Origin of the sequence: Arthrobacter phoenicis (assembly GCF_047238215.1) — a bacterium.
GTDB lineage: Bacteria > Actinomycetota > Actinomycetes > Actinomycetales > Micrococcaceae > Arthrobacter.
Genome location: NZ_JBDFMK010000001.1, coordinates 2,692,787 through 2,717,504, shown reverse-complemented (window position 1 = coordinate 2,717,504; position 24,718 = coordinate 2,692,787). Strand labels below are relative to the sequence as shown.

Sequence of the window (24,718 nt, the reverse complement as noted above, 5' to 3'; positions counted from 1 at the left end):
ATGCCGATGTCGCCGGTGGTGCCCTTATTCCGTGCGGGTTCCGTGGAATTGGAGTCGGCATAATCAGAGCGTGCCGAGCCACGCCAGAATGTCGTCTGGGGGACGATATCTGCCCCGGGCGCTGGTGAGAGGCCGGGTGCGGTTGATGGCGTCTTCCTTCACTTTCAGGTCTGCGACGATGTAGATCTGTGTGGTGTCGACTTGTTCGTGGCCGAGCCATAGCGCGATGACGCTGGTATCGACGCCGGCGTGGAGAAGTCGCATCGCGGTGGTGTGTCGCAGGACGTGGGCGGTGACGTGTTTATCGGCCAGGCTCGGACAACTCCCAGTTGCGGCGTGGGTATGGATGGCGATGCGATGTTCGATCGCGTCGCGGCTGAGGAGCTGGCCGGTGCGGCTGGGAAACAGCACCGTGATTCCCGTAGGCGCCTGTTCTCTCTCCCAGTCGCGCAGTGTGGTGACCGTGTTCGGGGTGAGCGGGGTGATGCGGTCTTTGCGTCCCTTGCCGCGGCAGGACAGGTGAGCTCCGGCACCCAGATGGACATCGCTCGTGGTGAGTCCGATGAGTTCAGACACGCGTAGTCCGGTTTGTAGGGCAACGACCAGGAACGTGTAGTCGCGCCGCCCGGTCCAGGTGCTGCGATCCGGCGCCGCCAACAGTGCTTCGCACTCCCGGTCCTCGAGGTAGTCGATGAGGTGACGATCGACGCGTTGAGGTGGGATCGCCAACACTCGCGCGATGCTGGCAGCGTGCTCTGGATGGTGGAGGGCCGCGTAACGGAACAGGCTATGGATCGCACTCAGCCGGGCGTTGCGGGTCCGGGCGCTGTTACCGCGGTCTTTCTGCAGGTGGTCTAGAAATGCGGTGATGTCCGCGGCATCGAGGTGGTCCCACTGCAACGACGACGCCGGGACCTTATGGGTGGCGGCGGCGAAGACAAGAAGCAGCCTCAGGGTGTCGCGGTAAGCGGCGATGGTGTGGCTGCTGGCGTCCTTTTGCCGTGTCAAGCGGTCCGTGAAGAACGACTGCAACGTGGCATTTATGGCGGTCATGACCGCTCCTCGTATGCGGCCAGTCGGTTGGTTGCGGCGGCCATGAGGTCGGGCGCGGCGGAAAGATACCAATACGTTGCCGCGGGATCGGTGTGCCCCAGATAGGTCGAGATCAACGCCAGCTGCGCCTGGCCGTCACCGCCAGCCGTGTAGGCGTCCAGCATCGAAGCTACGGCGAACGAGTGCCGGAGGTCATGAATTCGGGGTCGGCATTTGCCTGACCGTGCCGGTAGTCCCCCCTCGGCCACCATCCGTTGGAAGGCGTGGTGGACGTTGCAATACAACAGCCGGGTGCCGGCCAGTGAGAGAAACAACGCCGGGCACTCACTTGCCGGCTGCCACTGAGCGCGGTCGGAGCGATACTTTTCCAGCGCAGCGATGACGGTGGGATGCAGCAGCACCTCACGGGTCTTGCCGAATTTGCTGTCGCGGATCCGCAGTAATTGCCGGTTCGTGTCAATATCGGTCACGTCCAGCCGGATGGCCTCACCGACCCGCATGCCGGTGGTCGCCAACAGCCCAACCACCGTGGCCATTGTGCCGCGCCGTTGCGGGCAGGACAGGATCGAGGCGGCGTCCATCAATGCCGTGATCTCGGCGGCCGAATACAGATACGGCGTTGCCCGCGGTGGGCTGTAGGGCAGCAGGCCCATCGCCGGGACTTCAGCCGTGGTGTCCGAAATGTTCAGATAGCGGGCGAAGGTGCGAACGACGGAAAGTCGGTAGTTGCGCCAACTTCCGTCCGATTTCTCGGGCAGGCTTGCCCACGACAATGCCGCTGCCGTATTGATTCCGGCCGCGTCCGATGCGACGAGATAGTCGACGAACTGGTTCAGCAGCTTCTCGGTGCGCGCCAGCGTGTATCCGAGCGCGCGACGGGTCTGCAGATACTCCACCAGCGCGAGTCGCAGACCATCAGCTGTCTTCGTGTCCATCACAATGCCCCCGGCCAAGCGCGGGTCAGGCCCCGGAGTGCTTCGCGGTCGACTTTGGCGTAAATCGCCGTCGTCAGCTGGCGTTGATGGCGAAGAACCAACCCGACCTCCGCAAACGATGACCCACCGCGCAACATCTGTGTCGCCGCCGCATGGCGCAACCGGTGGGCGTGGATCGTGCCCAGTCCCGCCCGCCGGGCCGCGCGGGCAACAGCAGAGCTGAGCCCGGAGGAACTTATCGGGTCATGGGGTGCTTTATGCCCTAAGAAGACTGCCGTGTGATGGATCCCGGTCGGACGGGCGTAGCGCAAATACTCCACCAGCGCCTCGCCCACCTCGGTGGGAAGCGGCAGGCGTGCCGGATGGTTTCCCTTGCCGTGCACCACGAATTCTCCCGCGCCCCAATGCAGATCACGCAGCTCGAGCGCGGCGACTTCGCCGGCGCGCAGACCGATCCGGCATAACAACAACATGACCGCGTAATCGCGGCGCCCGCCCCCGGTGTCCCGGTCGCAGCTGGCCAGCAGCGCCGCAAGTGCGGCGGCGGTCAGATCTTTGGGCAGAGCAGCCTGCGACCAGCCTGCCGCCGATGGAACTGCCGCCGCCGACACCGACATAGCAATGCCATCCAGGTGCAGGAAACCCAGGAACGAGCGCACCGCCGAGACGCACAACTGCGCCGACGATGCCGCCTCACCGGCGCACCTCTCCGCAAGGAACCGGTGAACATCGATCGACGTCAAGCCATCAAAACCGACCCCGGCCGTCTCCAGCCGGGCGACAACCAACGGGTGTATCCGGCCGATGTAACCGGTGACCGTGCCAGCAGCCAAGCCCCGCACGTGCGTGAGGTATTCGGCGAAGCGGTCCAACACAAGTTGCGATGCAGTCGGCACCGCCGTCGAGGTGACGACGACCCCGTGCGTGGCCAAAACCCGCCGCAAAGGCCTCGCGGCCTTCATCGTCCGATAGTTCACATACCCCGCCGTCCGGCGGGTAGTAAAGTACTTCTCCAGCACATCGTCCGTCAGATCCTCGACGGAGTGATGCTCACCCTCCATCCACCGACTTAGATGAGCGACGAATGCCATGTGCTGACCAGCCGACGAGGTTGTGTAACCGACCCGCGCCAATTCTTCCGCGACCGCCGGAGCGTAATCCTGTAATGGGCCCACGACCAACGATCTGAGAACCTTGATCATCCTGCTCTCCTCTCATACGAATGAGAATCAAGCGTCCCCCCGGTGGGTCAGATTATGCCGACTCCAATTCCACGGAACCCGCACGGAATAAGGGCACCACCGGCGACATCGGCATAATCCGGACATCGGCATAATGGGTTTTATGCCGACGTCGGCATAAAACCCATTTCATGCGGAACGTGCTCTCGACCGTGCCAAAGGGATCCCAGGACATGGTCGCCTCGATCATCCGCACCGCCTTCGCCCAGCCCGACGCCGGGCACGTGAACACCCAGTTCGACGAAGTCACCCGGATGCTCGCCAAATCCCACCCGAAGGTCGCCGCGATGCTCGGCGATGCCCGGGACGACGTGCTCGCGTTCACTGGGTTCCCGGTGAAACATTGGCGTCAGGTCTGGTCGACAAATCCCATGGAGCGGGTCAATAAAGAAATCAAAAGACGCACCGACGTCGTCGGGGTCTTCCCCAACCCCGCAGCCCTTCTCCGGCTCGCCGGCGCCGTCCTGGTCGAGCAGCACGACGAATGGGAAGCCGGAGACCGCCGCTACCTCTCCGAGGCCTCCATGGCCGAACTCACGGCCATGGACACCGCACCCGCCACGCCGATAGAGGAGGCGATTTTGCTCCCCGAACTCACAGCAGCATAATCAGAGAACTGACCTGCACGGTGTCGAGAAACTCCACCACTCAGCGGGACGTAAACCCACTAGTCGTGATGCACCGTAGTCAAGAAGGTGCGGAAGCCAGCCATGGAAGAGTTGATTTCTTCTTCGAGTGCACGTCATGGGCATCAGAGCCGCAATTGATGGAGGAGGACAAAGCCGCTGATCTTAGATGGTTTCATCTCGATGACCTGCCGTCGCCAGTCGTTCCCCATGAACGCCACGTCCTCGAACCGCTTAGGCGCGGAAATGCCCCCAATCATCTCCTTTGGATTTTCGTCGTCGGTTGAAGTATGAATCGCCGGGCTGGATGGCGGGCCTCCGCTTGAGGAACCAAGACCGCCCGGTTAACCTGCGGTTTGTTGGGCGAGGGTGTGGGCGAGGCGGTAGGAGTCGGTGCCGGTTTCGATGATGGCGCCGTTGAAGGTCAGCCGATCGACGATGGCGGCGCAGAGGCGGGGGTCGGTGAAGGTCTTGGTCCAGCCGGAGAAGGACTCGTTGGAAGCGATGGCGATGGAGTTTTTCTCTTCCCTTTCGGTGAGGACCTGGAAGAGGAGTTCGGCGCCGCGGCGGTCCAGTTCCATATATCCGAGTTCATCGATGCAGAGCAGGTCGACACGGCCGTAGCGGGCGATGGTCTTGGCGAGGACTTTCTCGTCGGCGGCTTCGACGAGTTCGTTCACGAGCCGCGTGGCGAGGGTGTACTTGACCCGGTAGCCCTTCTCCGCCGCGGCGGTGCCAAGCCCGATGAGCAGGTGGGATTTGCCGGTGCCGGAGTCCCCGATCAGGCACAGGGGCGATCCTTTGCGGATCCAGTCCCCGGTGGCGAGGGTGTGGATGGTGGCGGGGTTGATATTCGGGTTCGCGTCGAAATCGAAATCGCCGAGCCATTTGTCACGCGGGAAACCTGCCGCTTTCACCCTGCGGATGGAGGAGCGCCGGTCCCGGTCGTCGCACTCGGCCAGCAGCAGTTCGGCCAGGAACCCCTGGTAGGACAGTTGTTCCTTGCCGGCGACGGTGAGGGCTTCGTCCAGGACCGCCCGGATCGTGGGCAGCCGGAGCCGGCGGCAGGCCTGGTCCACGGCCGCGACGGCGGCCTGTTCGGTCAGGCCGCGCCGCCGGCGCAGAGTCGGAGTGATGCTTGTTCCGGGGACATTGGGGCTCATGAGATGTTCTCCTTCGACGCTGTTCCTGTGGAGTCTTCGGTGCGTTTGGCCAGCAGCTCGTCATAAATTCCGATCGACGGAAGCGGACGCCTGTCCGGCGGCAGCCCAGCGATGACCGCGGCGGGGTCCATGAGCCGGCGCTGCGTAAGGCTGACAACTCGGTGCACATTCTCTTCAGCGTGAGCACCGGGATGACGGTCCGAACCGGACCCACCGCCGTACGGCATTGTTGCGTGTCTGCGGGCTTCGACGGCGACGACATCGGCACTGACAGCACCGACCCCTAGCGCCGCAGTGATCCCGGCCTCAATGTCACCGGCGTCCATGGAGCGGTGGAGCAGCAGGACGTCGATGAGTTCACGGGTCCCGTCCGCGTCGCCGTTGACCCGGCGGGAGGCGGCCCAGAACGCCTCGTGGGCGCTGGTGAACGCCCCGGACTCCCGCGCCCGGGCCAGTGCGGTGGAACCGGGAAGGGCGCCCGGTTTGGTCTTGAGGACCTCGAGGTAGTGGTCCAGCTGGACTGATTGCCCGCCTTTGGCAACGATCCGCGGATGTCTGGCGGCCACGGCACGGCCGTCGAACACCACGACCTCGGATGCCCGCAGCGACACCCGGACTTTCCGGCCGATGAACCGGGCCGGGACGGAGTACTTCACCATGCGCACGGTGATCATCGAGGACCCGTCCACCCTGGGTGTCAGCACCAGACCCGGGTCGAAGGCCTCTGCGGGCAGCGGTGTCAGGAACGGCTGTTCGGCGGCGAAGTCCTGGCCGATGGTGCGGATCCTGTCATTGATCCGCCGGGCATCGTCCTGGGCTTCCCGGGCCCGGATGCGGTCGTTGAGCTCATCCAGCGACTCAGCAACGGGCATGGGCGAGAGCCGGTTGCGGCGGAACCAGCCGACCTCCCCCTCAACCCCGCCCTTCTCATGAGCCCCGTCGATACCGGGCTGGCAGTAGAACGGGTCGAAGCCATAGTGCGATCTGAAGAGCACCCACCGGTCGTTCTCCAGGCGCTGCCGGCCCCGCCCGAACACCACCGCCGTGACCGCGCTGGTGAGGTTGTCATACCTGATGTGCTTGACCGGCACCCCGCCGATCTCGCTGAATGCCTCGAGGTGGCCTTCAAGGAAAGCCTCCTGGGCCTGTGTCGGGTAAATCCGGTGGAACGCCTTGCCGGAGTGGGACAGCCGGAAGACGAACATGTGGCACTTCGTCTTCACCCCGTTCAGCACGACCCAGACTTCACCGAAGTCCACCTCGGCCTCCGCACCCGGAGCGTGTTCCTGCGGAACGAACACCTCGACCCTGCGACCAGCCTCCACATCGATCTGCGCCCGACGGACGCGCACGTAGTCACGCACCGTCGAATACGACAACTCCTCCGCTCCGTGCTCCTCGATCAGACGGGCCAGGACCCTGCGGGCGGTATGACGCTGCTTCCTCGGCGCCGTCGTGTCCTCGACCAACATCGCGTCGATCGCATGCTTGAACGACTCCAGCCGGGGCGACGACCTCTCGGGCGTCTTTCGTGGCGGTGGGACAGGATCCGACAAGGCCTGCCGGACAGTGTCTCTGCCGATCTGGTGCCGTTTCGCCAGCCCACGGATGGACATGCCCTCAACGCGGGCGTCTCGGCGAATCTTGGCAAACAGCTCCATGCGCACCCTCATCCGGACCTCCAAATGCTCGCTTTCATTAGATGAAAGCAACACTGGAGGTGGTCCTGACTCAAACCGTTACAAGCAACCGGCGAGTCGTGGGTGGTCCTGGATCAGGCCGTCACACCGGTCCTGAATCAAACTGCCATATTCACGTCGCCCCATTCCCTGTGCGCCTCTAGCCACGCCGCATGAAAGCCAACCGAAGGGGGAACGAGTAGAGACACGGTCCAACGCTACTACCGACTAGGGGCGTCCCGGTGAGGGTCCCCTAGCGGCCACTCCATCGGCATAGGGCAAGCGATCAGAGTCGCGTTGTCGCGTAGAGCACCATGTCGCGCCGGGTGCCGTCAATTTCCTGATGGCTGCGGAGCAGGCCCTCCCGCTGGAAGCCAGACGCTTCGGCAACGCGACTTGAGCTGCTGTTCCACGGCTCGATATACAGCTCGATCCGGTGCAGAGTGGGGATGGTCCAAGCGAAGGCTGTCAGTGCCTTCAACGCACTCTTGGCGATTCCGCGGCCCCGGTGCGCGGGGGTAACCGAGTAGCCAGCCGTCGCACGTCCGGCCGACATGTCCTGAAGCCACAGCCCGATGGCGCCGACAGCGTTGCCGGATTCAGCATCAGCGATGGCGAAGGACAGCCCTTTTCCTTCGGCAAGCCGGCCACGCTGCCGGTAAATCCACTCCTGAGCCTGCTTTGCCGTGGGGAGCGCGGGAAGGCTGCCAATGAGAGGGATGTAAGGATCCTCCCCCAACTCGAGGGCGAGGTGTACGTCGTCGTCGGCGAACTCGCGCAAGACGACTGAACCGAAGGTCGGTGGTGTGGTCGGCCAAGACGGTAAGTGCTCAGTCATACCTCGATTATCGTCATGGTCATCGTCCCGCTGCTCAAGATTCATCCTCGCCTGCCGAAGAGAGGCGGTTTTCCACCCTTTGCCCACTTCCGGTAACCGATCCTTCCCTGGGCAGAAGCGTGCCGCCTGTTCCGTACTCCCAGTTATCAAGCACTGAAGCCGCAATCTTCTGCGCTGCCTGGTGCGCCGTTATGTGTGTGGTGTCAACAACCTCGGCTTCATTGTGCAGCCAGGTATGCGCTGCCTCGGCGTAGGGCTCCAAGTACGCGAAGCGGAACGTCGAGGGGCCTAGGTCTTTGTCGTTCTGTATGCGGTCGCGGAGCGTGGCCTGGTCTGCGTGGAGCACGAAATGCTGGATCGGTATGCCGTACCCCTTAAGACCATCGCTTATCTCCCGCCAGTAGTTTTCGACTAAGACAGTCATCGGCATCACGAGTGTGCCTCCGGTGTACTCGAGCACGCGCCGAGCGGTTTCGACGACGAGGGTCCGCCATGGCTGCCAGTGCTGGAAGTTGTCCGTCGCGGGAAGTCCCGGCTTGATGTCCATGAGCACCTCACCGACCTTCTCCGCGTCGAAGACGCGCGAGTCGGGCAACAACCGTTGCACGAGCGCGCTCGTCGTCGTCTTCCCCGCCCCGTGGGTGCCGTTAAGCCAAACGATCATAGACCGAACTCTAGCGCCAGAAAGTGTCCCTCACGGGGTGCCCGCAAGCCGGTCGATCATCGTGCCCGTGCAAGGCCGCCGCCGCGCCCGCGCGGTTGCTGACATGGGCCATGTACGTAAGACCCGCACGATCAAATGCACGGTGACGGGGGGCGGTTTCTGGGGGATTACTGCAACCACGTTCCGTCCGACTGGAACTCCGACAGCCGGCTTGCTCGTTCACCGCGCCACCCTTGACCCCAGGGCCACAACATAACGGTCATTATGTTGCTGGATTTTTCGACCCTCCGGCCCATCGCCAGGACCGACGACCACCGAGAGGCCTGCCCAAGGTAGGGCGCAGCACTTCATAATGTCGCGGCCGTTGGTTCCGCACATTCCAGGTACCCATCAGAGGTGTCGCGGGGCTGACTGGGCTCGACCTGGAACAGCTGACCGCCGTGGATCGGATGCCCATAGCTTCAGCCCTCCCCACCGCCCGGGTCGCTTCAACGTGGCGACGACTTAGAACACCGCAGGACCTGGATCTGGACTTCGATCTACACGACTAGGCACAGGACACGCCCGGGCATGCCTGACGCGCCCACGAACGCAGCGGTCTACCCGCTCCGGGGTAATTTTCCCGCCGCTCATGAAAAACGAGGCGCACTGAAAACGAATCCAATTTTCGCCGACTTGACTCGCGACATGGCGGGTGTGACACTTGTGACACCTAGAAATGATTTTCCTGGACCCGGAACGCTAGTGCGTTCTCTTATGAAGGCGAACTCCACATGACTACCACCTTGTCCGCTTCCGTCGTGCCCGAAAATGAGATTGATGCGCTGAGTAGACTGCGTGCGTCACTTCCGGATGGTTCGGAACTTGGCAAGGTATTGGGCGCGATGAGCGATGGCTTACGTAGCGGCGTTGGCGTCACTGTCGCACGTGATGACGACCAGTTGACCCCCGCCCGGGCCGCGGCGATGCTGGGAATCAGCCGTACACACCTCTACAAGGTTCTGGATGCCGGGCTGCTCCCATTCCACGTTGTTGGTGAGCGTGACCGCAGGATATTTATGGTCGATGTCCGCGAATACCTGACCCGCACGATGGCGTTCCGCGCTGCGGATGCGCAGTCCATCGCAAAGCGTCAGCAGCTTGAAGACGACCTGCTCGACTCCATGGAGTAGCCCGGAGCCGGCATTTCGATCTCCAGCTAAGCTGGGCGGATGTTGCTGGATAGACGAGTTACCCTGAGGTGCCTGGTTGATGACCTTACTTCCGATTGGGATGATGCGAACCATCACCGTTACGCAAAGACTCTTCGTGCACTCGTCAACAAGTGTATTGCTGGCGAAGCTCCGGAGTCCTCGGTAGCGGCTCAACTCCGGAACATGCCCCGCCTCAACGCCCTCGATCACCCGCTGGTTAGGCACTTCGACGCCTCTTTTGGCCTCGACCAGCGTTCGGAGTCGCGAGAAAGCATTTCGGGCCTTTCAGCACCACACTGGTGGAAACAGAAGACCTCGCGTTGGAGAGGTGCAGCCACGGACCATTCAACTGTTGGCACGAGCACAGTATGGCTGTGCGCCGCCGGTGTCCGCCGCCAAGGCGATACCGATGATTTTTACGCCGCCTTCATGCGTGATGTAACCCGGTCAGGTCCACAACCCTGGCTGCCCACAGAAGAAGATTTCCTGGCCGGCAAGGTCGACGACAAAATTCTGGCCCTGGATGCTTGGAAGCTGCAGATACATTGCGGCGCCTTGGCGTTGCTAGCCGAATCATTTCTAAGCCCCAGCGAGACGTTCACACTGGAATTTCCAGCGCCATCCCGCACGTCCTCAAGAGCCGCTATCGGGGAACTCTCTATGAGTATCGAATCAGTCGACGTCGACGGCGTTGAGCTGGGGGAAGTTTTTCTCGTTGCCTCGGTCCTCGACCGCAAGCAAATAAAGGCAGTTGACCTTGCCGTTCAGATCGCGCGCGCGGCTCTGCAAAGTGACGCGGAAGTATGGCATTCGACGACCTACACAGACGACGCCTATGCATTCTCGGCTCTGATCGACCCGGCAGCTCGGGCATACTCAGAGGAACTCGCCCGCACAGGAAACCTTCCCGTGGAATCAGTACCGGGGGGTCTCCGCATTGGCCTCCGCGCCCACTACGCCCGGAAACATGGTCTCGTTGACGCCCAAGTTGAGGGATCATCGGTACTTAGTTTGTGTGGCTATTGGTTCGTACCCACAGCCGATCACACGGACCTCGAGACTTGCAGCGAATGCTCCCAACGGCATGACCAGATGGGTGTGGTCTAACCTCGTCGCGGCAGACTGGAGGCCAAGCAATCTGACTGATTCCATGGGACACAGCCCGCCCGAATCAGGGGTGGGCTCTCGATGTGTCAGATGACTTGATCGGCCATCCAGCCCTGCCGAGAACTGCAGCTCAAAACCGGACTGTTCACCGCAGTCCCCGGAGCCCGCTGAGACCATTGCTACGCGGCCGCGGACAGCTCAATCGGATGCCCCGAGGAGTTGGAAGGAGCGGCCTCGGATTCGTCAATGCGTCCAAGTTCGGCAGCGCACGTGAGCCTTCGCCAAGCGCTTCCACAGGGTCACGCCCTCAGTTATAGGAAGTTATAGGGGGTTATTGGGTTTTTCCTATAACCCCCTATAACTTCCTATATCTGGCTATAGCCCCTGTCGCACCGGGTGGATGCTGAACACTCCGATCGGTGCCCACTCCAAGCACCAGCGGCATCAGAACATCCTAGGGTGACCTTCGAGTCGGCGCCGTGGCAAGATGACACCCATCATGGACAGCAAGTTGCGGCGCGCTCCTGACGCGGAATGGGTGTTGATGTACCGGCTCGGGCTGAGCCGGAAACGCATCGCTGACCTCGTTGGCGCCGAGCCCGCCACTGTCGGCTACCACCTGGTCATCGCGCGCCGGAAGGACCCGGAGCTCGAGGCAGCACATCTGGCTGCTACCGGCACAAAACGCAGACGCTCCCCTGTGGACCTTGCCCGCATGGAAGAAATCATCAGGTGGGTGGTAACCGAGGGCCGGTTCCCGAGAGAGCGTTCCGCGGATCAGGAGGAGCGATCTATGGCACGGTGGTTCTCTGACCGCCGTCGCGAGGTAGCCCAAGGCACTCTTCACCAGGCCTACGGCGAGGGCCTTGTCCGTGTCCCGGGATGGGGTTGGAATCTCAGGACTGCGGCGGAGGAAGCCAGATGGCACCAATGGCTGGGTCAGCTCGTGAACTTCCGCGCCGAAGGCAACGATTGGCCGCGCCACAAGAAGTGCGGTTCCGAGCGGGAACACACTCTCGGCGTGTGGGTGCATGCGCAGCGGCAAAAGCAGCGCCGTGGCGAGCTCGAAGCTGAAAAGGTCAAACTTCTGGACGACGCTGTTCCAGGCTGGCAACGCGGAAGGACCAGGGGCCGCCCTCCCCGACGATAAGCGCGCAGCCCGGCAACGCTCGAAACGTCAGACCTGCGACTCATACTGTGCGCATGATCGAGATCCGGCAGCTCTACCCTCGGGACTGGGAACCTACAGAGCCCCTAGTCGCCTACAACAAGGCCGACCGGCGTGTGGTGATCGCAGCCGAGATGCGCCGCGGGAACAATTCCTATTACGACCGCTACGGATACAAGGGTTCCCAGGACATCGTCTGCATCGACTGCCTGGAGGCCGGCCGCGACGTTCCCGTCTCGCTCGTAGAGACAGAGAAGAAGTGTATACACTTCCGCCACAAGGCCGGAGAAGCTCCCGACGGTCTGGGCCGGCACGGCGAGACAGCAGAGCACCTGCACGGCAAGCAGCTGATGATGGACTGGGCAGGGTACCAACGACATATTTTCCCTGGGTCAATTGACGATGAAGTCTGGGTGCCGGGCGTACGGCTGCGCAGCGACGTGAAGGCAGAGACGTTCGGCGGCCGGCAATTGGCGTTCGAGGTCCAACGCAAGCCGATGGACCGCCAGGACTGGGGCCGGCGCCATGGTGGCTATGAGCGTGCAGGCGTCCTTGACGTATGGCTATGGTCCCCGGACGTTCCTCACCTGGTCCTGGGCCTGCCCCTGACAAGCGTCGTGCTCGACATGGAGTACGAGGAGATCGGCATCATGGTGGCGGACTACGCAGGACGTTATCGCCACCCCACGGCGGAGAGCCGCATCATCAGGCCCACTCACTACGCCGCAGCGTCGCTCACGGAGTGGGGCTTGTCAGCTGTAGGGTCTCTTGTGCCCCCACCGGAGATGGCCGAGTACATCGGCGACAAACCTGAACCGAGGCGTGTTGCTCAGCTCAATGATCACCGGAACCCCCCGGCGAAGCCGCTGGGAAACCCACCGCAGCAGCAGGGTGCCTCGTCCGGTAAATACTGGAGCGTCACCCGCTCCGGCTGGGGGCAACCGGGCGTTGGTGGACGTGCGCCGTATATCGACCCGGAACGCGAAGAGCAACGCAGACTGGACGCCATCGCACGTATTATGAGCAAGAAGCGCTAGTTCGCCGGATCTCCGCGGTGCCAGCTAGAGCCCGCCGCCGCCCTTCCACTCCTCCGGGCTCACGCGCTTGATGTTCCCGGACTGGGCCCAGCCCAAGTGGTACTTGCCTGAGGCATCCAGCCACTCGATTAGGCCGTAGCGGTCTGACCAGGCCACAGCCTTGCCGTAGATCCCGTTGACGCACACAAGCGGGCGGCCATACTTTGGGAAGTCCCGGATCCGCGAACTGTCATCCATAGGACGGATCCTGTCTGCATCCAGGCGCGCGACCATCCGATCCATGTCCTCGGGAGAGCCTGCCTTGATCACAGCTAAATTTTAGAACGGATTCCCGGGTTTATCGAACATACGTTCTCCACAGACTTCTCCACATGTGAACACAGATTCGACAACTAAGAAAGCGCTACGGCACGTCCGAAAACTAAAAAACGTGTGGCGGCGCGTAGCGCCGGCCCTCGTTGTTCTTTATGCCCTCAATCGCAAAAGTTTAGAATAGTAGTGGATTTTTTGTGGCTAAACCGTACCCGTAGCGATAGAGTGAATGAGCCCCCCAACACACAAGGATCAACAGTGAGCATCTCGACTATTCAAAACACCGGGTTCGCCGGGACCGCACGCCTGGGGATCCGCGAAGTCGTTCGTCAGCTCAACTCCGCCCTGGGAGCAACCCTCGTGGCGGCCCTCACAGGCAGCAAGGACCCGCGCATAAGCTACAAGTGGGCCCGCGAAAACGGCCCGGAGCCTAAGCCTGCTGCGGTGCAGAGACTATTACTGGCCCACCGGGCGTGGATCGCGGTCTCCACCAACGAGGGCGAGCACGTTGCACGCCTCTGGTTCATCGGAGCCAACCCCTGGCTCGGTGAAGTATCGCCCATCGAAGCCATTGCCACCATGGAGTCGAAGAAGGTCATGGCCGCGGCTCAGGCAATGATCGACGACAGCTTCAACGGATGAGACGCATCTGCGCGAGCACCGACGGGTTGACGCATTCTCACGCGCAGGCCTTTTTGCCCTGCCGCTCACCGCTAGGCCGACTGCCGCATTTGGCCCCCCTTCATCTCGCCAGCGGCGCAATCAAACGCGCTGTGGCCGACCCTGAACGCGCCGATTAATCAGCTCGACAGGGACCAGTGAGGCAAATAGGGGTGTTGCCATGGTCGTCGTTTTTCCGCTGCCCGGTCTATGAGTTCCGCAGGTATGCCGCACAGGTGTGGCCCGGCGAACGGCTCGCCCGGACGGACGGGGGTGCGACGAGGGTGTCGTAGTCAGCCATATCGCTGCAAGGTGGGACGAAGACGCGGGTCCATTCGTTGGACTCGGCGACGATAGAAACCAGGTCCTGGGCGAATAGTCCCTCATGGCGGAGGCGAATGCCTTCGTCGGTTTGCGCGTAAACCCAATCCTTGTAGCGCTCGTGGATGAATCGGAAGGTGACGAAGGACTTGAAGTCCGGAGCATTAGTCGACCAAAACCCCCGGGTGTTTTCGTCAACGCGTCTCCGCATTGTAGATCCGCTCTGACTACCGACGATGCGGTTGGGAGGGTTCGACGGTCTCGTTGCCAGATGCGTGCCTTCTGCCACGTCGTCGTCATCACGACAGCACGCGATGAGGCCGACTCCGCCTGACCGGACGACATAACGGAATGTCCTGACCGGGCGGCCCTCATCCAGCAGCTCCAGGATGCCGTCAGCGGCTTCCGGATGGATAGACGCTGCGATGATGACTGATACCTGGGATTCGTTCACTTTCTCTGGCAGCGGGTGCCCGAAATGACGCTGAAAGGCCTTCACCAAGTCGATCTTGAGATCACCGTCGGCCACGAACCGAATGAGCTCCTCCCTGCTCAGCCCCTTAATCGCGCGCCGATAGCGCAAGATCTGATTGGTGATGCTGGGGCCGGCTTTGCCGAGCTTGAGTTCGATGATGTAGACGACACCAGCAGAGTCGATCGCTAGCAGATCCATTCGCACTCCGACCGCCCTTACCTGCCACCCGCTCCCCAGCTGCCTGTCCCTCACCACCTGTCGTCCGATTTTCAACAGATCGTGGCCCGGAAGCAACCGGCAACTCTCCAGATAGGTTTCCAGGTCCCTTTCGAGCCGAAACAGGAGCACGGTCTGGTCATTCACCCGAACACGCCCGATTCGCCATCGAGTGCCTCACCAAGTCCGGGCGTACAGCGGATCACGAGTAACGAGACCAAGGCCGCTCGGTGCGCTGCGAGTGAGTCCGAAAGGCCCCTGCGACGTTGGCGCTCATACGCGACACGAAGCGGGCATTTAGCGGCGCGTCCGTCAAGTGCGCCGGTCCAGTAAATCGAGGACGACGATACGTCCTCCAGTTCACTGAGGAAGACGCCCGCGCCAATCGCTAGCCCACGGCCTACCATGACGGAAGCTTCATCCCATACGATGGGGCCACTAAGGGTGGCGGCGTCCCCTGTGCCAGCCGGACCACTGCTTTCGGAGTTTGGCGCCCCCAGGTCTCGCCCAGCGCAACCCGCGGAAGGACCGCCAGGATACCGCGTCGTACCCGTTGACGGGTATGTTCCCCGATGGCGCGGGTTTTGTCGCTTCCAGCAGAGATTAAAATGCCTCTGTCCCGCATTGCTTCATAGTGGCAGAGAGGGCAAGACATGCCAAGGCTTCCCGTCAGCGAGTTGTAAGGACAACCAGCGCTGGAGCACACTCGGACGGCCGCAGGACAGGGGCGACACCAGGATCTGGAGAGGCTTCGGGCCGCCGTCGCTTCCTAAACCTGCGCCCCCTGGGCCTGTCTTATCGATCACGGTATCAACGATCAGGAGGGCCAGTCCGCCTCCGCCCAACAAACTGATCACAACGCATGTAGCCACCGAAGCCACTCGACGATCCACAAGGGGCAGCGATGCCCCTCCAGGCTCCACGTATCGCTGTATTAGGCAACCAAGGCCCAACGACGACTCGCCTTCGCCGTCGTCGGGCCAGTCAGGTCTGTGGCTCATGGGTCGTGCCGGGACCAAGCGGCATGGAGTTCTGGGCACGCCCCTGGCCAAAAATGGGCCAAATCTGGCCAATTTCTGGCCGGATTTGGTCAAACATTCCTGTCGCCGCGGAAATCCGGCCATTTTTGGGCTAACGGCGGCCCAAAAGTGGGCCACTTCTGGCCAGCTAAATGGGCCGCTAGGCGCCTGGGGCACGGTTTGGCCACATTTAGCCCAAGAAGGGCCCAAGAAGGGCCCATTACTGGGCCAGCAGGCTGTTTCAGCGCGCCGCGAGGGGCCACGAGAGCCGCTTTCCGGCCCTGGGCCTCAATCGTGGCCAACTATTGGCCATTTTTGGTCAATTTCTGACCAAACGCGGGCCGGAAACAGCCCACGACGTTGCAGCCTTCGGGCTGCATATTTCCGCTGACAGGCGGCTTGGCGACCGCCACGCAGCGTCGAAGGCACGGTGCTAAAAGCGTAGAGGGTGGGGATGGGTCGCGATGCACTGGCCCGTGCGCCCGGCGCTCACATGGTGGTCCGGGAGTCCGGTTCCACAGTAGTTTTGTTGGATGACCTCCGAACAGCGCCGGGCGGCGATCTACCTCCGCATCTCTCAGGACCGCGAGAACACACGTCTGGGAGTGGATCGTCACAGGGAGGACGCCGAAGCCCTCATCACGGCCCGGCGGTGGACGCCCGCCGGTGTCTACGAGGACAACGACATCTCCGGCAGCGGGCATAAGAAGCGACCGGCATTCGAACGGCTCCTCCATGACATCGAGGCAGGACTCATCGACGTTGTCGTCGCCCAGGAGTGGCCCCGCCTCGAACGAAACCGTGCAGACGGCGTGCGGATCATCGAGGCAGCCCAGCGTCACCAGGTCCTGCTGACCTTCGCGAAGGGATCCGACATTGACTGCCGGACGGCCGCGGGCAGGCTCTCCGCCGACATGTTCTCGGCGATCGCCCGCAACGAAATCGAAGTGAAGGCGGAAAGACAGTCCAGGGCGCAACGCCAACGCGCCGAGCAAGGAAGACCGCCCAAGGGCGTACGTCCGCTGGGCTACGCCACTAACGGCGACGTCATCGAACACGAGGCAGAAGCCGTGAAAAGGATCTACGCAGCGTTTTCCTCGGGGGCGTCGCTGCGGGCGATAGCCGCGGCTTTATCCGGCGACGAGGGAGAGGATCTTTCTGACATCCCGGCTCTCCCCCGCCACAAACGGACCCTGATGATCGAACGCAATACTCGCCGCGCCGAAGAGGGACTCGACCCGCGTCCTGTTCCGGACGACGCCCCTTGGGTGCCGTCGACCGTCCTGGGCATCCTGCGCAACCCCAGATACGCCGGGTACAGCACATACACGCCCAAGGAGGTGCTCGCCAATGGCGACCGGCGGCGATCATGGCGGGCACAGATCCTGCGCGATGAGCACGGGGAACCGATCCTCGGCAAATGGGACCGAATTGTCAGCCTGGACGTTTGGGAAGCCGTACAGGACCGGCTCGACGACCCCGGGCGTATCTCGAACCGGGTGGGAACCGACAGGAAGCACCTGGGCTCCGGCCTGTATCGATGCGGGGTGTGCGACAAGCCGGTGAAAGCACACGGGCAGCGGTACCGGTGCGAAGGGCACGTTATGCGCTCACGGGAGCAGATCGATGATTTCGTTGTGGAGACCGTGCGGAGGCGGCTCCGACTGCCGGACCTCCACGACCTGTTGCCGTCTGCCGATGAGCCGCGTCTGCGGGAGATCAAAGCGGAGATCGATGAACACCGGGCCCGGATTCACAGGGCGCAGCGCGATTACGATAGCGAGCTTATTGAAGGCCTCGACCTCAAGCGCATTCGGGACCGTGAAAACGCCGCTATTGACACCTTGGAAGTGGACCGTTTGCGGCTCTCGCTGGGGATGACACCCAACAGTGTGCTGGAGGCTCCGGACCGAGTTGCTGCCTTCGATGCCGGCGATCTCGCTCTCCGCCGGCAGGCTATCGAAATCCTCTGCGAGGTGCATCTCTTCCCGCATCCACGGGGTCTCAAGGCGTTCAATCCTGATTCTCTGACCGTCACGTGGCGGTGATTTCTCAGCAGAGGCACGCCTTACAGACATTTTGCACTTGATCTAAAGTGTCGCCAGCAAGCGCTATAGTGATGACTGTCTGACCACCCGGTCAGATGCACCCGACGGAATCACGGGGATGGGATCCCTCCGTCGAGATAGTTCCCACGCTCCGGGCGAGTGCGATCACCAGCGCATTATGAGCCTAAGAGTCTAGTCTGGTGAGGTCGGGTCGGCCACAAGCGATCCTGGCAGGGTAGAGCGCGGTAGCGTCCTGTGAGAGGTACAAGGTGTTCACTCCTCACGAGAGGAGCGGGCCTTTGCCTGCTACCACCCTTGCTCCCCCTATTCGCCGGTCCCTGAAGGAAGCTGTTGAACGCGGCTACGGAGGGTATTCCACTCTTCGAAATAAAATTGCCTCCGGCGAACTCCCCGCCGAGCGCGTCGGACGACGCTACCTGATTCTCGAGTCCGACCTTGAGTCCTTGGTCGTCCCCGCTGTCGGTCGCCCCACTGAGCACGCCTCCGTCAGCGCGGCCATCGACCGAATAGTCGCCTCCGCGCCGCGGCTGTCGAAGGAACAGCGCGAACGCCTGGCTAATCTCCTTGGCGGAGGTGCAGCATGAGCGCCCCGGCACCGGGGGGATGGTCCAGCCACGAGATCAAGGACGGCGGTGGCCGCTTCCAAGTGCTCGTACGGCGGACCCAACGCGGGGGCGCCTTCGCCGCGCACGTGTACCCGCAGACCGCGGTTCTTTCCGCTCAGAACCGCTCAATTGCTCCGGGCAGTTTCAAAGTACCCGAAGTAATTGAGCGCACACGAGCGGATAACTTCCGCGGAAATCCGGGGATTTCGCCACGGGGTCATAAGACCCCTATGGGCCCCCCGAGCTACGGCGTTATGACCCCGTCGCCTGCGCAGCCCCTTGCGAGTGTCGTGCCGGCGCCCCCAATCGCCTTTGGCGACCTGCCGTCGGTACGCGCCATGGGCACCGGCCGCGCCGGGATCGTCGTCGGCTTCGACACGGAATTCACGACCAGCGGCCCCGGCGGGACGCGCGTCATCGACTCGTACCAGTTCGCACTCCCCCACCCTCGACCCAGCGGTCATGGTCCAGATCGTGATCCTGCCTCTCGATGAGCGGCGCATCAGTCTCCATGCTGCATTGTGGGAGGTAGTCGTGGCAGCCCGACTATGGCACTCCCCCCTCGTCCGTGAAGGGGTCGACGACCGGGGGGTGCGCCGCGATCTGGTGCTTGATCAGCCTCCCCACGGGGCAGCGAAGAATGCCGCGCTGGCTTGGGCGGCGGATTCCCATGACTGGGAGGCGCGGGCAGCGACCCTGGCTCCTTGGGGGGTGCCGATCGTGCTCGCATCCCACTACGGGTCAGCTGATCTCACGGCCTTCCGCGGCGACCGGTTCGTCACGGACCACCTCACCCGGCTCACTTCTGCTGCCGGCGGCCTCGTCACGCTCCTGCCTTTCCGCCTCCAGCGGGGCGACGGTCAAGGCGATTGGTGGCGTCCGTTGTCGGTGACCGTCCGGGACACAATGGGCCACACGCCTGCGGGCAAGAAGAGCTTGGCAGTGATCGGGCCCGCGTGCGACGTTCCCAAGCTGGAGGTCCCGGACGGGTGGATCTCCGACATGACGGGTTACCGCGCCGCCCACCTTGACGACTTCCTGGAGTACGGCATAAACGACGCAGTCATCGTCGTCGAATACCTCGCGCGGCTCTGGGGCGACGGTGTCATCCCTCCGATCACCTTGAGCGGTGGCGCTGCCGCCGCCCTCGTTGCCACGGGATCCGACTATTTCGGTGTCCAATCTCCTAGCGACTTTCGGCTCCTGTTTGCCGGACTCGTCCAGGACGACGGCCTTGAGATCGTGGACGAGGATGACCAGCTCAGCTTCTACAGCAAACGTTTCCGTCGCCCTGTCGACGGTGCAGCCGACCTTTTAACGTCCTCCTATGCCAGGGCTTACCACGGCGGACTCAACGCGTGCAGCGCGCCGGGCTACTACCCCCATCCAACTGTCGACATTGATGCACAGAACGCCTACCCGACCGCGATGGCGCTCGTCCATGACCTCGACTGGGAAGCCGGCGTCATCGATGAGACTGTGAACAAACGCCAACTGACCCTCGCGGACGTGCCGGAGCCGACGACACCGATCGTCGGGTTCGTGTCCTTTACATTCCCTCCGGGCGTTGCCTTCCCGTGCCTTCCGATCGTCGCTGACAGCACGCTCGTCTACCCGCGCACGAGCGAGGGAACTGCCGGCACTTGGGCATGCGGTCCTGAACTGTGGCTCGCCCTCACCCTCGGTGCCGAGGTCTTCTGTCAGATCGGGTTCTCCGCAAAAACTGTCACACGCAAGGACGGCACTCCTTCACGAGTACTGCGTTACGGCGTGAAGCAGCTCATCGACGACCGCAACACTGCCAAGGCGCTCTACGGGGAGAAGTCCATCGAAGAGCAGACCCTAAAGACAGCAGCGAGCTCGGTCTACGGCAAGACCGCCCAGGACGTTGCCGAACAACGCGCTTGGAACGCCCACGAGCAACAGATGGACAGCGTCGGCGGTTCCGCGATCACCAGCCCCTACCATGCGGCGACGTCGACGAGTCTGGTCCGGGCGGAGCTGCTCGCGACGATGAACCAGATCACCGAACGCGGGGGCCACGTCTACAGCGTCACGACCGACGGGTTCATCACGGACATGACCCTGGACGAAGTCAATGACCTTGACCTGTACGGCCTGACTAGGCACCTCCAGGAGGCTCGTACAGCCCTCACCGGGGACCCGTCCGTCTGGGAAGCCAAGCACCATCAGAACGACCTGGTGAACTTCACGACCCGCGGAAACGTCTCACTCTCGCCCCACGGAGTCTGCGCACACAACGGAATCAAGCGCCCGGAGGACATGGATGCGGACAGCCCCGAGGACCGCGAGCACCTGCTGACGCTGGTTGTCACCCGAACAGGTCGTGTCGACAACGAATACAAGCGGTTCCCCAGCTTCAGCGAGCTCTCAAGCAGGGACAACCGCAAGGACTTCTTACCGAGATGGGTGTCCGCACCCCGCTCCATGGACTACGACCTCAAACGCGGCCCCGTCATGAACTCGATGACCGCCGAGTTCGTGCCCCTGCCCGACGGTTCACGTCACGAGATGGCGACATTCACAACCGAGCCATGGGAGACCGTCGAGGAGTGCCTGCGTGCGCGCGAGATCGCCCGCGAGATATCGAAGACCGGATGCCTGCGCACCGTCGACGAATGGCGCGCATGGCACGTCAGGTACACCCACGGCAAAGGCCGGCGGATCATCACAGCCCAGCGCGCCGTGCTCATGAGCATCGTCATGGCGCATCGCCAAGGCATCGTCAACATTCCCGCACTGGCCGACCGATCATCGACGGTTACAGACAAGATCGCATGGCTGGCGCAGTGGGGCTTGGGAACGGTCTCTGAGGGCGACTGGAAAAACGCCCGCAGACCCGAGCGCGTCTCTCAAATGCTCCCCCTGGACGCCCTAAACCCTTACCTCCACCGCATGCTCTCCATGCCCGCCGGCGCCACCCCCGGCGACGCTGACCGCTTGCCCTACTAATCAGACCCCGGACCACGCCAGCGTGGTCGCCGCCATCGCGGGATCGGCTCCGCACAACAGCACTCATCAACGAAAGGTCACCACCATGACCAACACGATCACTGCCAACCTCGACGCCGAAATCGCGAAGGCGAGGAAGCAGGCCGCGGAGCGTATCGCCAAACTCAAGCGGGAGGCCGCAGCCGAACAGAAGAAGATCGATGCGAAGGTCATCGAACTGCTCCGCGAGCAGGACCTCGCCCTGCATGAACGGCTTACGCGCGCAGCCGTGGAAGTTCTCGCCACGGCAAAACGGTCAGGTTCCGTCGGCGCCCGCCGCGCGGCTCCGACAAGCTCATCCGAGCCGACGAGCATCGACGACGCACGTCAGGCGTTTGGGGAGGGAGCATGATGGACGTCGAGTTCAGCGCTCCGCCCTTCCCGGGGATCGAAGGGGGCGCAGCCCCCTCGCAAGCAGCACCGGAAGACACGAGCGCCAGCGAAGTGTCTGACGGGGCTACTGCTTGCCGCTCTGACGTACAGGTGGATCAGCAGCCCGACACCCGAAGCAACGCCGGTCGGGATGCTGTGGAAGCTGTGCGTCAGAGCCACGGCGCGCAGCGTCGTGCCAGTCGAGCGAAGCTCGATGTGGACTTCGGTCACACGACTCTTCCTGCGGTGCGCGCCCGCGCGCACCGCCTCGGGCTTCAGCCCGGCGTGTGGGTGAAGGCCGTCGTCCGGGACGCGCTGCATGCGTCGCGGGCGGAGGAGCTCGATGCGGCGATAGCTGCGGCTATGATCGGCGGCGAGGCACGGGCCCAGGCATCAGCGGACGTTCGGGCATTGGCCGCGCAGATCCGACCGCTGGCCATCAACGTCAATGATCTCGACCGACGTGCCCGCGCAGGCGAACCGGTTTCGCTCGACGGCGCCGTGGCGGAGCTCGTGGATCTTCTCCGCGAAGTGCGAGGTCTTTTGGGCGATCGGACGGCCGGATGAGCACCACACATTACAGCCCGAGCAACAGCGCTGCCGACACTGAGCGGTACGTCAGGGGAAAGGACAACTCGCGAGGCGTGGCGATCACGTGCGACGTCCCGGGGCCGCCGGGCGCTTTCGCCGCCCGGGCGCGGGCATTGACGCAGAACACCCGGCGTGAGGTGCAGGTTCTGCACTATCGGCAGTCATTCAGCGACCAGGAGTTTGATCCGAATAAGCCCGAGCACGTGCAGCGCGTTAATGACCTGGGCTATCTGTTTGCGAAGAAGATGCACCCCAACTCGGACGTCCTCATCGTCACGCACACTGACGGCCGCGGTGGGAAAGCACACAATCACATCATCGTGACTAACCACGACACCGTCACCGGCAAAGCACTCTCGCAGTACAGAACATTCCACGACCGGAAGTCCGGTCACCAGCGCGGTGTGCAGTCCGCTAACGACGAGCTGATGATCGAGCACGGTCTGTCAGTGGTAAAGCGCATCGATTATCAACCGAAGGACTGGGAACTCCGCCGGGAGGACTTTGCCGACGGCTCTTTGGACCGGCAGATGGGCGACCGCATGATGGCTGCGCTCGAAGACCCACGTTCCACCAGCAAGACGGGACTCATCGCGGTGTTGGACGAGCAGAATCAGCTGCCCGCTGACGACGGTGGCTTCCCTCCGCGGATCCGGCTGCACACCTCGGTCGCCAGGAAAGGCAAGCACGCAGGTCAGGAAACCTGGACGCTCTACATCGAGGATCGCCGCGGTGAGACCAGCCGCGCCGAGCGGCGGAAGCGTACGTCGGTGCTCTCGGCCGACTTCACCCCGGAAGGCGCACAAGCGTTCTTCGACTACCACCAGCAGAACTTGATTCAGAAGGAGCACGACAATGAGCGCAGCACTCGAACGGCTGAAGCAGCACGACGCGCAGCAGGCGCCGCCCGCGGAGCAGACCGACAAGATCATGGAGGTGTTGACCTCACTCCTCACCGCCGTCGAGACACAGAACAGCCGCCTCGCGGCATTGGCGGACCGCCAGGAGAAGCTTGCCTCGTACGTGCGGACGATGGACCTGGAGACCAACAAGCAGATCGAAGCGCTGGAGCAGCTGGTCCGGTTATCGATCACGCCGGCATCCGAGCCCGCACCCAACGAATCCTTGACGAGCGAGACCGTGCGGAACGAGATGAACGAGTTCGGGCAGACGCTGAGCTTGCTCGCCGGCGCGATCGACGGCAAGCAAATCGCCGGCGCAGTTTCGTCGCTGATGTTCGCGAAGAATCAGATCGAGAAGACGACCGCCTGGAATTCTGACAAGGCCAACGAATTTGTCCAGAAGTACCAGCAGACACTCAACGTTGCAGGAAGGGCGATCTCCGCGACCAAGGATAAGGCCGTCACGACAATCGAAGAGACAGCGTCGGCAGCGGCCGACGGGGCCGCTCATCGGGTAGACGCCGCCATTGGACGCCTCGATGCTGCTAGCCAGAGTGCAGAACGTCTTGTGGCTGTCGCGGAGCGGCTGCAGAAACCGTTGGGGTGGGCTGCAGTAGCCCGGCTGAGTCTCGTCCTGCTCCCCGTTGCCGCGGTGTTACTTATGGGGGTGATGACCGTATGGACTCTCGTGGTCGGCATCCGGTGGGCGCTGGCTCAGGACTGGGAGATCTGGCTGAACATCACCGCGGGAATCGGCCTCACAGGATTTGTCGCGGGGGTCGGGTTCGGATTATGGCGGTTGACGGTATGGGTGAAGGTCGCCCTCGATAGGGCAGCAATGGAACTGGGGAGGAGAAGGTGATGAAGTACGGCTACACGCGGACCAGCACGAAGGACAAGCAGGACGACGACCTCCAGCGGCGCGCATTGGTCGATGCAGGTGTTCCCGGCAGTGCCATCTTCTCTGACCAGGTCTCTGGTTCCAAGGAAGCCAAGGCCCGCTCGGGATGGACAAACCTCGACGGGCGGCTCTTGAAAGGTGATGAGATCGTCGTCTGGCGCATAGATCGCATCGGGCGTTCCATGATCGACGTCATCACCACTGTGAAGGAACTGCTCGACCGGGGAATCGAGGTGAGATCCCTCTCCGACGGTATTGACCCGTCGACCCGCGAAGGACGCTTGATGCTGCACCTCATGGCGACCTTCGCTGAGTACGAACGCGAACTCATCCAGGAACGTGTTCAGGCCGGCGTCGATGCAGCCAAGGCCAGGGGCGTGAAGTTCGGGCGTCCCACCCCGGATGCGAAGAAGGTCGCGTTGAACCTCCGGACGGTTCAGCATCTCATCGAGTCGGAGGGACTCGGAGTTGTCGATGCATCCCGGACCGTCGGGTGGTCGAAAGCCACCTACTATAGGCACCGTTCAGCGGCCGGAGTCTCATAAACCCCTAGCCGAGG

General features: G+C 62.7%; 20 protein-coding genes and 2 pseudogenes. 13 read left to right on the top strand and 9 right to left on the bottom strand.

The genetic code is table 11. From position 1 onward, the window contains the following. Nucleotides 1-63: 63 nt before the first annotated feature. From ABC337_RS12830 to ABC337_RS12820, 3 genes are read right to left on the bottom strand one after another with little or no spacing between them, the layout of a single operon-like run. Nucleotides 64-1,053: a tyrosine-type recombinase/integrase gene (locus tag ABC337_RS12830; RefSeq protein ID WP_412883639.1), complete on the bottom strand. Its 990-nt coding sequence runs from the start codon at nt 1,051-1,053 to the stop codon at nt 64-66. Next, the gene (locus ABC337_RS12825) at nt 1,050-1,988 is read right to left on the bottom strand and encodes a tyrosine-type recombinase/integrase (protein WP_412883640.1); all 939 of its coding nucleotides are present in this window, start codon (nt 1,986-1,988) and stop codon (nt 1,050-1,052) included. Before ABC337_RS12825 ends, ABC337_RS12830 begins: the two co-directional genes overlap by 4 nt. Next, nucleotides 1,988-3,190 (bottom strand): tyrosine-type recombinase/integrase, encoded by a 1,203-nt coding sequence (locus tag ABC337_RS12820; protein WP_412883641.1) that lies wholly within the window; start codon nt 3,188-3,190, stop codon nt 1,988-1,990. Before ABC337_RS12820 ends, ABC337_RS12825 begins: the two co-directional genes overlap by 1 nt. Nucleotides 3,191-3,324: 134 nt before the next feature. Here ABC337_RS12820 and ABC337_RS12815 point away from each other — a divergent pair. Next, nucleotides 3,325-3,837, top strand: a pseudogene (locus ABC337_RS12815) (transposase); the annotation flags it as partial. Between the two features lie 362 nt (nt 3,838-4,199). On the opposite strand, the gene istB reads toward ABC337_RS12815, so the two are convergent. The 4 genes from istB to ABC337_RS12795 all read right to left on the bottom strand — a co-directional run bounded on the left by istB (nt 4,200) and on the right by ABC337_RS12795 (nt 8,199). Further along, nucleotides 4,200-5,018, bottom strand: a complete 819-nt coding sequence (istB, locus tag ABC337_RS12810) for an IS21-like element helper ATPase IstB (protein ID WP_412883642.1) — start codon at nt 5,016-5,018, stop codon at nt 4,200-4,202. Beyond that, a complete protein-coding gene (istA, locus tag ABC337_RS12805; protein WP_412883643.1) occupies nt 5,015-6,691 on the bottom strand; it encodes an IS21 family transposase in 1,677 nt (558 codons plus the stop codon). The genes istB and istA overlap by 4 nt, the downstream gene beginning before the upstream one ends. 292 nt (nt 6,692-6,983) lie before the next feature. After that, on the bottom strand, nt 6,984-7,535 hold the full coding sequence (locus tag ABC337_RS12800; protein ID WP_412883644.1) for a GNAT family N-acetyltransferase: 552 nt from the start codon (nt 7,533-7,535) through the stop codon (nt 6,984-6,986). Nucleotides 7,536-7,569: 34 nt separating this feature from the next. Beyond that, a complete protein-coding gene (locus ABC337_RS12795; protein ID WP_412883645.1) occupies nt 7,570-8,199 on the bottom strand; it encodes an AAA family ATPase in 630 nt (209 codons plus the stop codon). Nucleotides 8,200-8,972: 773 nt separating this feature from the next. On the opposite strand from ABC337_RS12795, the gene ABC337_RS12790 reads away from it, so the two are divergent. The 4 genes from ABC337_RS12790 (at nt 8,973) to ABC337_RS12775 (ending at nt 12,704) form a co-directional block, all read left to right on the top strand. Beyond that, nucleotides 8,973-9,371: a helix-turn-helix domain-containing protein gene (locus ABC337_RS12790; RefSeq protein WP_412883646.1), complete on the top strand. Its 399-nt coding sequence runs from the start codon at nt 8,973-8,975 to the stop codon at nt 9,369-9,371. 204 nt (nt 9,372-9,575) lie between these two features. Next, complete coding sequence (locus ABC337_RS12785; protein WP_412883647.1) at nt 9,576-10,499, top strand: DUF3039 domain-containing protein; 924 nt, start codon at nt 9,576-9,578, stop codon at nt 10,497-10,499. 499 nt (nt 10,500-10,998) lie between these two features. Beyond that, complete coding sequence (locus ABC337_RS12780; RefSeq protein ID WP_412883648.1) at nt 10,999-11,649, top strand: helicase associated domain-containing protein; 651 nt, start codon at nt 10,999-11,001, stop codon at nt 11,647-11,649. Nucleotides 11,650-11,702: 53 nt separating this feature from the next. Further along, a complete protein-coding gene (locus tag ABC337_RS12775; protein ID WP_412883649.1) occupies nt 11,703-12,704 on the top strand; it encodes a competence protein CoiA family protein in 1,002 nt (333 codons plus the stop codon). A gap of 24 nt (nt 12,705-12,728) precedes the next feature. Here the strand turns inward: ABC337_RS12775 and ABC337_RS12770 are convergent, their stop codons facing one another. Beyond that, entirely contained in the window at nt 12,729-13,013 is a 285-nt protein-coding gene (locus ABC337_RS12770) for a hypothetical protein (RefSeq protein WP_412883650.1), read from the bottom strand. Between the two features lie 261 nt (nt 13,014-13,274). On the opposite strand from ABC337_RS12770, the gene ABC337_RS12765 reads away from it, so the two are divergent. Further along, on the top strand, nt 13,275-13,658 hold the full coding sequence (locus ABC337_RS12765; RefSeq protein WP_412883651.1) for a hypothetical protein: 384 nt from the start codon (nt 13,275-13,277) through the stop codon (nt 13,656-13,658). Nucleotides 13,659-13,884: 226 nt separating this feature from the next. Here ABC337_RS12765 and ABC337_RS12760 read toward each other — a convergent pair whose 3' ends face one another. Beyond that, nucleotides 13,885-14,670, bottom strand: coding sequence for a hypothetical protein (locus tag ABC337_RS12760; RefSeq protein ID WP_412883652.1), 786 nt, complete (start codon nt 14,668-14,670; stop codon nt 13,885-13,887). A gap of 1,570 nt (nt 14,671-16,240) precedes the next feature. Here ABC337_RS12760 and ABC337_RS12755 point away from each other — a divergent pair. The 7 genes and pseudogenes from ABC337_RS12755 to ABC337_RS12725 all read left to right on the top strand — a co-directional run bounded on the left by ABC337_RS12755 (nt 16,241) and on the right by ABC337_RS12725 (nt 24,704). After that, on the top strand, nt 16,241-17,755 hold the full coding sequence (locus tag ABC337_RS12755; RefSeq protein WP_412883653.1) for a recombinase family protein: 1,515 nt from the start codon (nt 16,241-16,243) through the stop codon (nt 17,753-17,755). Nucleotides 17,756-18,843: 1,088 nt separating this feature from the next. Then, the gene (locus ABC337_RS12750; RefSeq protein ID WP_412883654.1) at nt 18,844-21,354 is read left to right on the top strand and encodes a hypothetical protein; all 2,511 of its coding nucleotides are present in this window, start codon (nt 18,844-18,846) and stop codon (nt 21,352-21,354) included. Between the two features lie 85 nt (nt 21,355-21,439). After that, nucleotides 21,440-21,745 (top strand): hypothetical protein, encoded by a 306-nt coding sequence (locus ABC337_RS12745; RefSeq protein ID WP_412883655.1) that lies wholly within the window; start codon nt 21,440-21,442, stop codon nt 21,743-21,745. Then, nucleotides 21,742-22,332 carry a hypothetical protein gene (locus tag ABC337_RS12740; RefSeq protein WP_412883656.1) on the top strand — a complete coding sequence of 197 codons (591 nt, stop codon included), beginning with the start codon at nt 21,742-21,744 and terminating at the stop codon, nt 22,330-22,332. Before ABC337_RS12745 ends, ABC337_RS12740 begins: the two co-directional genes overlap by 4 nt. Beyond that, nucleotides 22,329-22,742, top strand: a pseudogene (locus ABC337_RS12735) (relaxase/mobilization nuclease domain-containing protein); the annotation flags it as partial. The gene ABC337_RS12740 and the pseudogene ABC337_RS12735, both read left to right, overlap by 4 nt. A gap of 469 nt (nt 22,743-23,211) precedes the next feature. Further along, complete coding sequence (locus ABC337_RS12730) at nt 23,212-24,120, top strand: hypothetical protein (RefSeq protein WP_412884986.1); 909 nt, start codon at nt 23,212-23,214, stop codon at nt 24,118-24,120. Beyond that, nucleotides 24,120-24,704 (top strand): recombinase family protein, encoded by a 585-nt coding sequence (locus ABC337_RS12725; RefSeq protein ID WP_412883657.1) that lies wholly within the window; start codon nt 24,120-24,122, stop codon nt 24,702-24,704. The genes ABC337_RS12730 and ABC337_RS12725 overlap by 1 nt, the downstream gene beginning before the upstream one ends. Nucleotides 24,705-24,718: the final 14 nt, after the last annotated feature.